Origin of the sequence: Pseudomonas sp. NFIX49, assembly GCF_900115915.1 — a bacterium.
GTDB classification, from domain to species: Bacteria; Pseudomonadota; Gammaproteobacteria; order Pseudomonadales; family Pseudomonadaceae; genus Aquipseudomonas; species Aquipseudomonas pharyngis.
In genome coordinates, this window is the sequence record NZ_FOYE01000008.1 from 174290 (window position 1) to 188426 (window position 14137).

The following is a 14137-nucleotide window of genomic DNA, read 5'->3' on the forward strand; positions in this document are numbered from 1 at the left end:
CATGTGGCGTTATCTGAGTCGACGTCTGTTGCTGATCATCCCGACGCTGTTGTGCATTCTGGTGGTCAACTTCGTCATCGTGCAGGCCGCGCCCGGAGGCCCGGTGGAACAGGCCATCGCCCGCCTGCAAGGCTTCGGCGGGCACAGCATGGGCGGCGCCAGCGAGGTCACCGCCATCGGCGGTGCCGGGCGCAGCAGCCGTGGCCTGGACCCGGCGCTGATCGAAGAGATCAAGCACCACTACGGCTTCGATAAACCGATGCACGAACGCCTGTGGCTGATGCTGAAAAACTACGCGCAACTGGACCTGGGCAGCAGTTTCTTTCGCGGTGCCAAGGTCACCGATCTGATCGCGCAGAAACTGCCGGTGTCGCTGTCCCTCGGACTGTGGGCGACCTTGATCACCTACCTGATCTCGATCCCGCTGGGCATTCGCAAGGCAATCAAAAACGGCAGCGCTTTCGATGTCTGGAGCAGCACGGCGATCATCGTCGGCTACGCGATGCCGGCGTTTCTGTTCGCGATCCTGTTGATCGTGGTGTTCGCCGGGGGTAGCTACGTCAACTGGTTTCCGGTGCAGGGGCTGGTCTCGGACAATTTCGACAGCTTGAGCCTGTGGGGCAAGGTCGGCGACTACCTCTGGCACCTGGTGTTGCCGGTGACGGCGCTGGTGATCGGCGGTTTTGCGACGCTGACGATCCTGACCAAAAACAGCTTCCTCAACGAGATCAGCCGCCAGTACGTGATCACCGCGCGCGCCAAAGGCCTGACCGAAAGACGCGTGCTCTACGGCCATGTGTTTCGCAACGCGATGCTGCTGGTGGTGGCCGGTGTGCCGTCGGCGTTGATCGAGGTGTTTTTCGCCGGCTCGCTGCTGATCGAAACCATCTTCAACCTCGATGGCCTCGGGCGCATGAGCTACGAAGCGGCGGTGTCGCGAGACTACCCGGTGGTGTTCGGCACGCTGTTCCTGTTCACCCTGTTCGGCCTGTTGATCAAGCTGATCGGCGACCTCTGCTACACCCTGCTCGACCCGCGCATCGACTTCTCGGCGAGGACTGCCTGATGTTCACACTCTCCCCTCTGGGCCGGCGGCGCATCGCCCAATTCAAGGCCAACCGGCGCGGGCGCTGGTCGTTGTGGCTGTTCATCGGGCTGTGCCTGATCTGCCTCGGCGGCGAACTGATTGCCAACGACAAGCCGCTGGTGATCCGCTACCACCACGCCTTCTACTTCCCGATCCTCAGCGATTATCTGGAAACCGATTTCGGCGGCGAACTGCCGTTCCAGCCGGATTACGCCAGCAATTACGTGCACAAACTGATCGAGGATCAGGGCGGCTGGATGCTGTTCCCGCCGATCCCGTTCAGTTACGACACGGTCAATTACGACCTCACGGAACCGGCACCGAGCCCGCCGTCCTCGAGCAACTGGCTGGGCACCGACGATCAGGCCCGGGACGTGTTGGCGCGGGTGATTTTCGGCACGCGGATTTCGATCCTGTTCGCGCTGATTCTCACCGCGGTCAGTGCGCTGGTCGGCATCGTCGCCGGAGCGTTGCAGGGTTATTACGGCGGCTGGGTCGACTTGCTCGGGCAACGGGTGCTGGAGATCTGGTCGGGATTGCCGGTGCTGTACCTGCTGATCATCTTGTCGGGGTTCGTCTCGCCGAGCTTCTGGTGGCTGCTGGGGATCATGGCGCTGTTTTCCTGGCTGGCACTGGTGGACGTGGTGCGCGCCGAGTTCCTGCGCGGGCGCAGCCTGGAATACGTCAAGGCCGCGCGGGCCCTGGGCCTGACGGACAGCGAGCTGATGCGTCGGCACATTCTGCCCAACGCCATGACCTCCACCCTGACCTACCTGCCGTTCATTCTGACCGGCGCCATCGCCACCCTCACCGCGCTGGATTTTCTCGGCTTCGGCATGCCCGCCGGCACCGCGTCGCTGGGGGAACTGATCGGCCAGGCCAAGCGCAATCTGCAAGCGCCGTGGCTGGGGCTGACGGCGTTTTTTGCCCTGGCGCTGATTCTGTCCCTGCTGGTGTTTATCGGCGAAGCCTGCCGTGACGCGTTCGATCCGCGATCCTGATCCCCGGAGCTGAAATGACCGATAACCTGATTGAAATCCGCGACCTGCGCGTCGCCTTCGCCGGGCACGAAGTGGTGCACGACGTGAACCTCGATATCCGCCGTGGCGAGTGCCTGGCACTGGTCGGCGAGTCCGGCTCGGGCAAGTCGGTGACGGCCCACTCGATCCTGCGCTTGCTGCCAGGCAAAACCGTCAGCAGCACGGGCAGCATCCGCTACAACGGCGTGGACTTGCTGCACGCCAGCGAACAGCAGATGCGCAGCTTGCGCGGCAACCGCATCGCAATGATTTTCCAGGAGCCGATGACCTCGCTGAACCCGTTGCACACGGTGGAAAAACAGATCAGCGAAGTTCTGGAGATCCACAAGGGGCTCAAGGGCCGCGCCGCGCGCCAGCGCACGCTGGAGCTGCTGGAACTGGTCGGCATTCGCCAGCCGTTGCAGCGCTTGAAGGCCTATCCGCACCAGCTCTCCGGCGGCCAGCGGCAACGGGTGATGATCGCCATGGCGCTGGCTAACGAACCGGAATTGCTGATCGCCGACGAACCGACCACAGCGCTGGATGTGACTGTGCAGCAGAAGATTCTCGAGCTGTTGATCGAGTTGCAGCAACGCCTCGGCATGTCGCTGCTGCTGATCACTCACGACCTCAATCTGGTGCGACGCATCGCCCAGCGGGTGTGCGTGATGCGCCACGGGGAAATCGTCGAACAGGCCGATTGCGCAACGCTGTTCCGCACGCCGCAGCATCCTTACAGCCGCCTGCTGATCGAGGCGGAACCGTCGGGCGCGCCGGTGCCGAGTCGCTACGATCACAACCTGCTGGAGGTGGACGATCTGAAAGTCTGGTTCCCGCTGCCCAAAGCGTTGTTCAGCCGCACTCAGGAGTACATCAAGGCCGTGGACGGCGTGAGTTTCCGACTGCAACGGGGCAAGACCCTGGGGATTGTCGGCGAGTCCGGTTCGGGCAAGTCGACGTTGGGACAGGCGATTTTGCGACTGGTGGAATCCGAGGGCGATATCCGCTTCGGCAACAAGCATTTGAGCCTGCTCAATCAGCGCTTGATGCGCCCGTTGCGCCGGCAGATCCAGGTGGTGTTCCAGGACCCGTTCGGCAGCCTCAGCCCGCGAATGTCGGTACAGCAGATCATCGCCGAAGGCCTGCTGACCCACGGCATCGGCACGGCTGAGGAACGTGAGGCAGCGGTGATCCGCGTGCTGGAGGAAGTCGGCCTCGACCCGCAGAGCCGCCATCGCTATCCCCACGAATTCTCCGGCGGCCAGCGCCAACGCATTTCCATCGCCCGGGCGCTGGTGCTGGAACCGGCGCTGATTCTGCTCGACGAACCGACCTCGGCGCTGGATCGCACGGTGCAGAAACAGGTGGTGGAATTGTTGCGGCAATTGCAGATCCGCCATGGCTTGACGTACCTGTTCATCAGCCATGACCTGGCGGTGGTGCATGCGCTGGCGCACGACTTGATGGTGATCAAGGACGGCAAGGTGGTCGAACAGGGATCGTCCCAGGAGATTTTTGCGGCGCCGCAGCATGCGTATACCCAGGAACTGCTTAAAGCCTCCGGCCTGGCCTTGGTAAAAACCGGGCGCGAGCGGGTTACAGCCATCTGACCGTCAGTGCTTTCAGATTTATTTTCCGGCCACTGCATCCAAACCGCTCCGTCACGGGTAGTCCCTGTAACAGCCCTCTTTCGGCTGTCAGCGGTTTACCCTTTTTCGGAGAAACACTGATGAACATCACCCAACTGATCGGCTTCACCGGTTTACTCGCCGTCGTCTCGACAAGCTTTGCCCAAAGCAGTTATCCCGACGCGATCAAAGTGCCGGACGGCCACAAGATCGCGATGGAAACCACCGGGATCGGCGAGATCACCTACGAATGCCGGGACAAGGCCAATGCCGCCGGCCAGACCGAGTGGGTGTTCGTCGGCCCGAAAGCGGTGCTCAACGATCGCAGCGGCAACCAGGTCGGCACCTACTTCGGCCCACCCGCCACCTGGCAGGCCAAGGACGGTTCGAAAGTCACCGGCACGCAACTGGCCGTAGCGCCGTCGAGCCCGGGCAACCTGCCCTATCAACTGGTCAAGGCCAACCCCGCCGAAGGCAAAGGCGCGATGAGCGGCGTGAGCTACATCCAGCGCGTCGCGCTCAAGGGCGGCGTGGCGCCGGGCAGCGAATGCACGGCAGCGAACAAGGGCAAACAGGAAGTGGTGAAGTACCAGGCCGACTACATATTCTGGGCGGCGAACTGAGCCTGACTGGACGTTTGCTCGATGCTTGCTAGATTGCAGGACATGCCATTACCCGAAACCGCGTTCGATTACGAAGCCCGCCTCGCCGCCTGTGCCCGCGGCGAGCGCGGGGCCCTGCGCGAATTGTATGTGCAGGAAAGTCCGCGGCTGCTGGGTGTGGCCCGGCGTCTGGTGCGTGACACGGCGCTGGCCGAAGACATCGTTCACGACGCATTCATCAAAATCTGGGCTGGCGCGGCGGGTTTCGATCCGGCGCGCGGTTCGGCCCGGGGCTGGATGTTCAGCGTGACCCGGCATCTGGCGCTGAATGTGCTGCGCAATCACGACCGGGAAACGCCGCTGAACGACAGCAACGAATTTCCGGCGATTGATGACGGGTTCGAGGCGCTGGCGCAATCGACCCGCATCCATCGCTGCCTGCATCAACTGGAACCGCAACGCCGCCGCTGCATCCTTCACGCCTACGTCGACGGTTACAGCCACGCGCAGATCGCCCAACGCCTCGACACGCCGCTGGGCACCGTCAAAGCCTGGATCAAGCGCAGCCTCAATGCGTTGCGGGAGTGCATGGGATGACCACCGAATCGGCGCAGGAACGCGATGAACTGGCCAGCGAATACGTGCTCGGCACCCTCTCGGCCGAAGCGCGCGCCGAAGTGCAACGACGCTTGCCCAACGAGCCCGAGCTGCAAGCGGCGGTGGATGCCTGGGAGCGGCGGCTGCTGGAGCTGACCGACCTCGCCCCGGCGCATCAGCCTTCGTTGCAGCTGTGGCAGCGCATCGAACGCAGTGTCGGGCAACTCACCCACAAGAGGGCGCCAGAGATTTCCTGGTGGAACCGTCTGTCGCTGTGGCGCGGCTTGAGCGCTGCCGGGCTGGCCGCGACCTTGTTGCTGGGCTCGATCCTCCTGACTCAAACCACACCGAAACCGAGCTTTCTGGTGGTGCTGGTCGCCCCGCAGGACAAGGCGCCGGGCTGGGTGATCCAGGCCAGCAGTCCACGGGAGATTCAATTGATTCCGCTGGGCGTGGTCGAAGTGCCGGCCGACAAGGCGCTGGAGTTCTGGACCAAGGCCGACGGCTGGCAGGGGCCGGTGTCGCTGGGGCTGGTCAAACCGGGCCAGGCGCTGTCGATCCCGCTGGACAAGCTGCCGCCGCTGCAACCGAACCAGTTGTTCGAGCTGACGCTGGAGGGCGCCAACGGTTCGCCGATCGGCAAACCCACCGGGCCGATCCAGGCAATTGGCCGCGCAGTGAAGGTGCTTTGACAAACCATCATCGGCGTCGATGTTCACCATCACGTCAATGAAGTTCTCTTAAAAAATCCCGGGCGTAACATCGGCTCCATACCAAACAAACAACACCCCCGGAGCACAAAATCATGAAACGCCAAGTCATCCTCAGCATTGCCCTCTCGGTTCTGGCCTTCAACGCATTTGCCGCCAAACCGGCCCACACCATGATCGCCGAAGGCGGTTCGGATCGTCTGATTGAACGTCGCGTTGCTGAAGGTGGTTCGGATCGTCTGATCGAACGCCGCGTTGCCGAAGGTGGCTCGGATCGTCTGATTGAACGCCGCGTCGCTGAAGGTGGCTCGGATCGTCTGATTGAACGCCGCGTCGCTGAAGGTGGTTCGGATCGTCTGATTGAACGTCGCGTTGCTGAAGGTGGTTCGGATCGTCTGATCGAACGCCGCGTTGCCGAAGGTGGCTCGGATCGTCTGATTGAACGCCGCGTCGCTGAAGGTGGCTCGGATCGTCTGATTGAACGTCGCGTTGCCGAAGGTGGCTCGGATCGTCTGATCGAACGTCGCGTTGCCTGAATGAATGGCTTGACCGCAACAACCCAGAAAAAACCCGGCTCCCGTCAGCCGGGTTTTTTTATACCCTTTTGATCGTCCTCAGCCTTTGGCCATGCAGCGCCGATAACGCTCGTCGACCCGTTTGGCAAACCACGCCGTGGTCAGTTTGCGGGTGATCTTCGGGCTCTGCAGCACGATGCCCGGCAGCACCGCACGGGGCAATGTCTTGCCTTCCGCACGCTCCGCCAGTTCGAAGACCCGTTGATACAGTTTGGTCTCCTCGAAAGCCAGGCTATCGCCCTTCTCCAGTTGATCGCGGATCACCGGATTGCGCATGCCCAGGGATTTGCCGAGGGCGCGCACCGCCAGTTCGGTGCTGCCCGGCATGATCGCGCCCGGGCGGATCAAGTCGCCATCCAGCGCCAGCGGAATGCCCGACGCCCGGCTGACCGCGTTTTGAAACGCCGCGTTGCGACTGGCGTACCAGCCGGCATTGAAATCAGCGAAGCGGTACAGCGGCTCGCGATAACTCACCGGATAACCCAGCAAATGGGCGATGCCGAAATACATGCCGCCGCGACGGCTGAACACTTCGCGACGAATGGTCCCGTCCACCGGGTACGGATAGTCCTTGGCGTGCTGCTCGGCGAATTCGATGCTGACCTGCATCGGCCCGCCGGTGTGCACCGGGTTGAAACCGCTGAACAGCGTACGGCCCATCGGCACTGAGCCGATGAAGTCGTCGAAAATCGCGCTCAATTCCTTTTCGCTGCGGGCGGCGCTCAGGCGTTCGCTGTAGGTCTTGCCGTTCGGCGAGCGCACCTGCAAGGCACCGCTGACCAACAGGCTCGGGATGTGCACCTTGGCGGCGCGGCGGTCGATTTCGTCACGGGCGATCTTGCCCAGGCCGGGCACCGGCGGATCGACCTGGAAAGTGGATTCCTGCTCGGCGACGGCCAGCACCGAACACAGGTTTTGCGTGGTCGGGCTGATGCCCTGGGCAGCGAACGCGGCGTAGATGTCGGTGGCCCAGCCTTGGCGGTCGACGGTTTTGGCCGGCAGCAGGCGCACGATCTGTGCCTTGACCTCGGCGGGCGGGCGCGGCGCCGGTTCTTCGCTGCGTTGACCGGCGCAACCGGCCAGTACCAGCAGCGCGGCGAGGCTGACGAATAATCGAGGGGTGTGCATAACGCTTCATCCAGTCCGTTGAGCCGGGTTAACCCTACGCTCAATCGCAGGGTGCAGGATAGGACTGCGGGCCGACGGCGCTGTTCCATCGTCCCGTCTGGCAGGCCGACTGGCCGCCCTCGCCGTCTGATCCATACTTGCTGCTGCACACTCAGTGGCAAGCCTGGGGTCAGGACACGCGAGGAGGACAGACCATGAACCGCAGTGATGTTCTGATCATCGGCGCAGGCCCCACCGGACTGGTGCTGGCCCTGTGGCTGAGCAAACTGGGCGTGCGCGTGCGCATCATCGACAAGACCTCTGCTCCCGGCACCACTTCGCGGGCGCTGGCGGTGCAGGCGCGCACCCTTGAGCTGTACCGGCAACTGGATCTGGCCGACACTGTGGTGCGCAACGGTCATCGGGTGGCCGCGGCGAATTTCTGGGTCAAGGGCAAACCGGTGGCGCAGCTGCCGCTGAACCGGATCGGCGAAGGCCTGACGCCCTATGCCTTTCTGGAAATGTACCCGCAGGACGAACACGAGCGGCTGTTGATCGACCGCCTGGAAGACTACGACGTGACCGTCGAGCGCAACACGACGCTGGAGAGTTTCACGGAAAACGGTGACGGCCTCACCGCACATTTGCGCCTGCCGGATGGCGAGCAGGAAATCTGCCAGGCCTGCTATCTGGCCGGGTGCGACGGCGCCCGTTCGGTCGTGCGCAAAACCCTCGACACCGGTTTTCCCGGCGGCACCTATCAGCAGATTTTCTATGTCGCCGATGTGCGGGCCAGCGGTCCGGCGCTCAATGGCGAGTTGCATCTGGATCTGGATGAAACGGATTTTCTGGCGGTGTTCCCGCTGGCCGGCGAAGGCCGCGCGCGGTTGATTGGCACCGTGCGCGACGAGCGTGCGGAGCGTGCCGAAACCCTGGAATTTTCCGATGTCAGCAATCGCGCCATCGAACACCTGAACGTGCACATCGAGGACGTCAACTGGTTCTCCACCTACCGCGTGCATCACCGGGTGGCGGATCACTTTCGCAAGGGCCGGGCGTTTCTGCTCGGCGACGCGGCGCATGTGCACAGCCCGGCTGGCGGTCAGGGCATGAACACCGGCATCGGCGATGCGATCAATCTGGCGTGGAAACTCGCGGCAGTGCTCGGCGGCGCTGCCACGCCCGGGCTGCTCGACAGCTACGAAACCGAACGCATCGCCTTCGCCCGGCGACTGGTGTCGACCACCGACAAGGTCTTCAGCTTCGTCACCGCTGAAGGCCGCATGGCCGATCTGTTGCGCACGCGGCTGGCGCCGTTCCTGATTCCGAAAATGGCCTCATTCGAGACCAGCCGCGAATTGCTGTTTCGCACGGTGTCGCAGATCACCCTCAACTATCGGGGCATGGCGTTGAGCGAAGGCGTGGCCGGGCACGTCCACGGCGGCGACCGCTTGCCGTGGGCCCATGATGGCGAGGGGGACAATTACGAGCCGTTGCGCCATCCGTGCTGGCAGGTGCATGTGTACGGCGACACCAGCGACGAGATGATCGCCTGGTGCAATGAACATCACTTGCCGCTGCACGTGTTCGACTGGCGTCCGGCGTTTGAAACGGCGGGCCTGGGGCGCAACGGCTTTTACCTGCTGCGCCCGGATACCTACGTGGCGATTGCCGACAACAGCGCGGATCCGAAGGTGATCGAGCGGTACTTCCGTGATCACGGGATCCGGCCGTTTTTTGGCCTGATCTAATAATCTTTTTTTCGTATTTTCTTCGTTTCCTACAGCAGAGTGGAAAACATAAAAAACCCAACTACTATCCTGAGAGTCAACAGCGAGCGACTATAGTCGAGGAAAGTAATGGCCTTAACAAATGCCTATACCGAAGCTTATGGAAAACTAGGCGAGTTTTTTAACAGAATACGAGATGGACAAGCGCCTCCGCTATTCACTCACCAATTTCTGATAGATCTTGGCTTCAAATCAAACAAACAGCGCGCTTACATTCCTCTACTAAAGGCTTTGGGCTTTTTAACTCCAGACGGAAAACCAACCGCTCGATATAAGGACTACCGGGACCACTCTCAATCAAAAGCAATCATGGGTGAAGCACTAAAAGAAGCCTACGCCGATATATTCCTCATCAAAGAGCACCCAACTTCCGCCGACAGCGCCGCAATTGAAGGAAAATTCAAAAGCTATCACAATGCGAGCGACAATGTTGCTACCAACATGCGACGCACATTTATGTCGCTTTTAGAGCTCGCAGACACCAAACATACCAGCGCAAAAACTCGGACCACCGAAGACACGCAGGAGAAATCTTCTGTTACGGTGGAACAAACACAACCCCCGCCACAGCTTATAAAAACTCCTGGCTTACACTACAACATTCAAATTCACTTACCCGCCACAAAAGACATAGAAGTGTACAACGCAATTTTCAAATCACTAAAAGAGCATTTATTTTGAAATACAAAGAACTGCGAGATTTTATGTTTAGGGGACTGCTATTTGAAGCAGAGGCTTCTGTATTTCAGAGAGCGGGGATAAAAATAGGTGCCGATCAAACTGAAACAGAAGAAAGGCTTCTAGCGGAGGCACTTGCCCCTTTTCCTGTCAGTTTGAGAAACAATTCGCTTGAGATGGCAAGACTGTATGCAGTGCTGTTCGCATTCGAGAATCACGTCCGCGACTTTATAAGACAAACGCTCCAAGAAACTGAAGGAGTCGGATGGGTGGAAAAGATACCGGAAAAAATAAAGACCCATGCCCATAACAGACAGACGACTGCAAATTTAGATTCATGGCTTGAGGGAGAAAAAACGGACATCCTAGGTTTTCTGGACTTCGGACACCTTGCACAAATAATACTCAACAAGTGGGTTCATTTTGAATCGATAATCCCATCTCAACATTGGTTAAAACAACGCATGGACGAACTAGAAAAAAGCAGAAATTTCATCGCTCACAACAGAATGTTACTACCAAGTGAATTCCAAAGAATGTATATGTACATTTCCGACTGGAATAGGGTCGTAGGCCTTTAACAACGAACAAAGCTTGTTTAGGGCAAGAGGATCTCTCCATTGAAAAATCAAGAAACCAACACAGAAAACGAATTACTATTGGCCGAAAAACACTTCACTCAACTCAACAGACTAATCTACATAGGCATCACACTTTCCTTAGTGTTTATCTGCGCTTACGCGATCAATTTCTACGGACCCTTATCGCCAAACCCAGAACACTGGGGGCAATTTGGTGATTTTCTTGGAGGCGTACTGAACCCAACTTTTAGTTTTTTAGCATTAATCGCTTTGCTTGCAACTTTTAGTTTACAAATTAAAGAACTAAAGATATCAACAAAGGAGCTAAAAAACTCGGCATCGGCGTTAACCAAGCAAAATGAAACACTCCGTCAACAAAAATTTGAGGGGTCATTCTTTCAGTTACTCAACCTACACAACACGATAGTAAACTCTATCGATCTCGATTCCGCAAAAAAAACAACAAAAGGTAGAGATTGCTTCAGAGTCTTTCTAAAACGGCTCGAAGGCGAAATCTCAAAAATCAAAAACTGCAACGAACAAGAGTTCAAAGCAATATACTCAGTTTATTTCATAGAACACGAACCCGAACTCGGACACTACTTTAGACTCTTGTACAACATAATAAAACTAATCAAGACCACTCCTGACATTGATAAAAAGTTTTACACAAATATTGTACGAGCCCAATTATCAAGCGCAGAGTTAATGTTGATTTTTTACAACTGCATTTCTGATTTTGGAAACGAAAAGTTCAAACCACTGGTAGAAGAATTTGCACTTCTTAAGACAATCCCACGGACAGTTCTTCCGAACCAGAACTTACTCCATCTTTATCGCGAATCTGCTTTTGGAGGGACCTACCCTATCGCGTCCCTTTAAACAACAACCCCTTCAACCGAAATAGATACTCAACTTGGTATATGAGCATCTATATCAGCTGAAATTTCAGTTGAAGACTTTTATTTTTATATCCCGGCCAGTGCCAGATCCATCGCAAAGTAGGTGAAGATCAGATCCGCACCCGCGCGCTTGATCGCGCCGAGGCTTTCGCGCACCACGCGATCTTCGTCGATGGCCCCGGCCTGGGCGCCGAACTTGATCATCGCGTACTCGCCGCTGACCTGATACGCCGCCAGCGGCAGGTTCGAGGCTTCGCGGATGTCGCGGATGATGTCCAGGTACGCGCCGGCCGGTTTGACCATCAGCGCGTCGGCGCCTTCCTGCTCGTCGAGCAGCGATTCGCGCAGGGCTTCGCGGCGGTTCATCGGGTTCATCTGATAGCTTTTGCGATCGCCCTTCAGCGCGCTGCCACCAGCCTCGCGGAACGGGCCGTAGAGCGCCGAGGCGAATTTGGTCGAGTAGGCCATGATCGGAATCTGCGTGAAGCCGGCATCGTCCAGCGCCCGGCGAATCGCCCGCACCTGGCCGTCCATCGCTGCCGATGGCGCGATCACGTCGGCACCGGCACGCGCCGCCGCCACCGCTTGTTTGCCGAGGTTGATCAGGGTCTGGTCGTTGTCGACTTCATGGTTGTGCATCACGCCGCAGTGGCCGTGGTCGGTGTACTCGCAGAAGCAGGTGTCGGACATCACGATCATTTCCGGCACGGCGTCCTTGGCAATCCGCGACATGCGCGACACCAGGCCGTTTTCGCGCCAGGTATCGCTGCCGTTGGCGTCCAGGTGATGGGACACGCCGAAGGTCATCACCGACTTGATTCCGGCCCGGGCGTAACGCTCGATCTCGCCGGCCAGTTTGCGCTCGGGAATGCGCATCACGCCGGGCATGCTCTTGATCGGCACAAAATCGTCGATCTCTTCTTCGATGAAGATCGGCAGCACCAGATCGTTGAGGGAAAACTCGGTTTCCTGGAACAGGCTGCGCAGGCTCGCATTGCGGCGCAGGCGGCGTGGACGTGCTTCGGGGAACTGACTGGACATGGGGCCTTTCCTGAAAACAGCGGATGAGACGAAAGTCGTAGGGGGCGAAGCTTATGCCTTGCGGGGATCGGGGTACAAACCTGGATCAATCAACAGTGCGTTACCGGGCGCGCAATAATCGGCGCACCCGGTTCCCGCAGGGTCAGGAAGGGATGGTCAGGCCGCGCACCACCGCCGGCCGCGCCAGGAAGCGCTCCAGCACTCGGGTGACGTTCGGGAAGTTGTTGATGCCCACCAGATCGCCCGCCTCGTAGAAGCCGATCAGGTTGCGCACCCACGGGAACGTGGCGATGTCGGCGATGGTGTAGCGCTCGCCCATGATCCAGTCGCGCCCTTCCAGGCGGGTGTTGAGGACGCTGAGCAGGCGGCGGCTTTCTTCGACGTAGCGGTCACGGGGACGCTTGTCTTCGTAGTCCTTGCCGGCGAATTTGTTGAAGAAACCGAGCTGGCCGAACATCGGGCCGATACCGCCCATCTGGAACATCAGCCACTGAATGGTTTCGTAGCGCAGCGCGCCTTCCTGGGCCAGCAACTGGCCGCTCTTGTCGGCGAGGTAGATCAGGATCGCGCCGGATTCGAACAACGGCAGCGGTTTGTCCTCGGGGCCGTGAGGGTCGAGGATCGCCGGGATCTTGTTGTTCGGGTTCAGCGAGAGGAATTCCGGAGACATCTGGTCATTGGTGTCGAAGCCCACGCGATGCGGCTCGTAGGGCAGGCCGATCTCTTCAAGCATGATCGAGACCTTGACGCCGTTGGGGGTCGGCAGGGAATAGAGCTGAATCCAGTCAGGGTACTGCGCCGGCCATTTCTGGGTGATCGGGAACGCGGACAGATCAGTCATGTGTAGCATCCAGTCACAAAATGAAAGGCCTGAGCATAATCCACGAACAGCGCTCTGGCTCGGGTTCTTTACACCCTCGCCCGCCGGCTTACTTAAATCCGCAACATCCTGTGGTTAACCTTCCCTCCAACCGCACAGCCTCAACGGTAAAGTGCGGCGCACTCAAGCGGATCGAACCAAACGGGCCTCAGGGGGCTCCAAGCAAGCCAGTGATGACAGGGAAAACAGCCGGCGCGCATGCACCGGTGCAGAGGTTTGTCAGCCTTAACCGAACAGACTGAAGACGCCTTATCCCATGACGAACTTGATGAAAGTCGCCAACCGCTTCAAACATCGCGCGTATGTGGCCCTGCCCACCCTGCTGGCAGTCAGCGCGCTGTTCCTGTCGCTGGAATCCAGCGAAAGCCGTGCGCAACCGGTGGACGGCACCCAGACCCTGGTGTTCCTGCGCCATGCGGAGAAACCGGCCGGTGGTCTCGGCCAGCTCAACTGCCAGGGCCTGAACCGGGCCATCGACCTGTCGACCCTGCTGCCGGAAAAATTCGGCAAGGCCGACTACGTGTTCGCCGCCAATCCGACGCGCAATGTCGAGGAAGGCGAGCTGGACAACTCCTACAGCTATATCCGCCCGTTGATGACCATCAGCCCCGCCGCGATCAAGCTCGGCCTGCCGGTGAACATCGAATTCTCGGCCAATGACACCAGCGATCTGGCCCGGGAACTGATCGAAGACAAGTATCACAACTCGACCATTTACACCGCGTGGTCCCATGGCTACCTGCCGGAGCTGATCAACAAGGTGGCGGACAAGGCGGTCGGCGGGAAGCAGAAGATCACCGAGGATTGGGAATCCAGCGATTACGACTCGCTGTATGTGCTGACCCTGACCTGGCACAACGGCAAGGCCAGTCTGCAGAGCCACAGCTACAAACAGGGACTGGATAACGGCCAGGAAAGCTGTCCGACCTGAGTTTGTCCG

Annotated in this window: 15 protein-coding genes; 12 read left to right on the forward strand and 3 right to left on the reverse strand. The window is 59.2% G+C overall.

Features of this window, described 5'->3' with window-relative positions; all coding sequences use genetic code 11:
• Window position 1: 1 nt before the first annotated feature.
• From BMZ46_RS22935 to BMZ46_RS22965, 7 genes are all read left to right on the forward strand, one after another.
• On the forward strand, window positions 2–1066 hold the full coding sequence (locus BMZ46_RS22935) for a microcin C ABC transporter permease YejB (RefSeq protein ID WP_074689101.1): 1065 nt from the start codon (window positions 2–4) through the stop codon (window positions 1064–1066).
• Window positions 1066–2088, forward strand: a complete 1023-nt coding sequence (locus tag BMZ46_RS22940; protein ID WP_074689103.1) for an ABC transporter permease — start codon at window positions 1066–1068, stop codon at window positions 2086–2088. The genes BMZ46_RS22935 and BMZ46_RS22940 overlap by 1 nt, the downstream gene beginning before the upstream one ends.
• A 14-nt stretch (window positions 2089–2102) precedes the next feature.
• On the forward strand, window positions 2103–3716 hold the full coding sequence (locus BMZ46_RS22945) for an ABC transporter ATP-binding protein (protein ID WP_074689105.1): 1614 nt from the start codon (window positions 2103–2105) through the stop codon (window positions 3714–3716).
• A 119-nt stretch (window positions 3717–3835) separates the two neighbouring features.
• A complete protein-coding gene (locus BMZ46_RS22950) occupies window positions 3836–4357 on the forward strand; it encodes a DUF3455 domain-containing protein (protein ID WP_074689107.1) in 522 nt (173 codons plus the stop codon).
• A 42-nt stretch (window positions 4358–4399) separates the two neighbouring features.
• The gene (locus tag BMZ46_RS22955) at window positions 4400–4933 is read left to right on the forward strand and encodes a sigma-70 family RNA polymerase sigma factor (protein WP_170844904.1); all 534 of its coding nucleotides are present in this window, start codon (window positions 4400–4402) and stop codon (window positions 4931–4933) included.
• On the forward strand, window positions 4930–5625 hold the full coding sequence (locus tag BMZ46_RS22960; protein ID WP_074689111.1) for an anti-sigma factor: 696 nt from the start codon (window positions 4930–4932) through the stop codon (window positions 5623–5625). The genes BMZ46_RS22955 and BMZ46_RS22960 overlap by 4 nt, the downstream gene beginning before the upstream one ends.
• Window positions 5626–5738: 113 nt before the next feature.
• Complete coding sequence (locus tag BMZ46_RS22965; protein ID WP_011335081.1) at window positions 5739–6179, forward strand: hypothetical protein; 441 nt, start codon at window positions 5739–5741, stop codon at window positions 6177–6179.
• 78 nt (window positions 6180–6257) lie between these two features.
• Here the strand turns inward: BMZ46_RS22965 and BMZ46_RS22970 are convergent, their stop codons facing one another.
• Window positions 6258–7346 carry a DUF1615 domain-containing protein gene (locus BMZ46_RS22970; RefSeq protein WP_074689115.1) on the reverse strand — a complete coding sequence of 363 codons (1089 nt, stop codon included), beginning with the start codon at window positions 7344–7346 and terminating at the stop codon, window positions 6258–6260.
• Window positions 7347–7540: 194 nt separating this feature from the next.
• Here BMZ46_RS22970 and BMZ46_RS22975 point away from each other — a divergent pair, with 194 nt between their 5' ends.
• From BMZ46_RS22975 to BMZ46_RS22990, 4 genes are all read left to right on the forward strand, one after another.
• Window positions 7541–9076, forward strand: a complete 1536-nt coding sequence (locus tag BMZ46_RS22975) for an FAD-dependent oxidoreductase (RefSeq protein WP_074689117.1) — start codon at window positions 7541–7543, stop codon at window positions 9074–9076.
• Between the two features lie 108 nt (window positions 9077–9184).
• Complete coding sequence (locus BMZ46_RS29190; RefSeq protein ID WP_134333863.1) at window positions 9185–9796, forward strand: DUF5343 domain-containing protein; 612 nt, start codon at window positions 9185–9187, stop codon at window positions 9794–9796.
• Complete coding sequence (locus tag BMZ46_RS22985) at window positions 9793–10374, forward strand: Swt1 family HEPN domain-containing protein (protein ID WP_092163884.1); 582 nt, start codon at window positions 9793–9795, stop codon at window positions 10372–10374. Before BMZ46_RS29190 ends, BMZ46_RS22985 begins: the two co-directional genes overlap by 4 nt.
• A gap of 39 nt (window positions 10375–10413) precedes the next feature.
• Window positions 10414–11256 (forward strand): putative phage abortive infection protein, encoded by an 843-nt coding sequence (locus tag BMZ46_RS22990; protein ID WP_166742322.1) that lies wholly within the window; start codon window positions 10414–10416, stop codon window positions 11254–11256.
• Between the two features lie 86 nt (window positions 11257–11342).
• Here BMZ46_RS22990 and hemB read toward each other — a convergent pair whose 3' ends face one another.
• Together hemB and BMZ46_RS23000 are read right to left on the reverse strand one after the other, a co-directional pair.
• The gene (gene hemB, locus BMZ46_RS22995) at window positions 11343–12317 is read right to left on the reverse strand and encodes a porphobilinogen synthase (RefSeq protein ID WP_039770229.1); all 975 of its coding nucleotides are present in this window, start codon (window positions 12315–12317) and stop codon (window positions 11343–11345) included.
• A gap of 142 nt (window positions 12318–12459) precedes the next feature.
• Entirely contained in the window at window positions 12460–13158 is a 699-nt protein-coding gene (locus BMZ46_RS23000; protein ID WP_039770231.1) for a glutathione S-transferase family protein, read from the reverse strand.
• Window positions 13159–13453: 295 nt separating this feature from the next.
• Between BMZ46_RS23000 and BMZ46_RS23005 the strand changes: the two genes are divergently transcribed.
• Window positions 13454–14128, forward strand: a complete 675-nt coding sequence (locus BMZ46_RS23005) for a histidine phosphatase family protein (protein WP_074689123.1) — start codon at window positions 13454–13456, stop codon at window positions 14126–14128.
• Window positions 14129–14137: the final 9 nt, after the last annotated feature.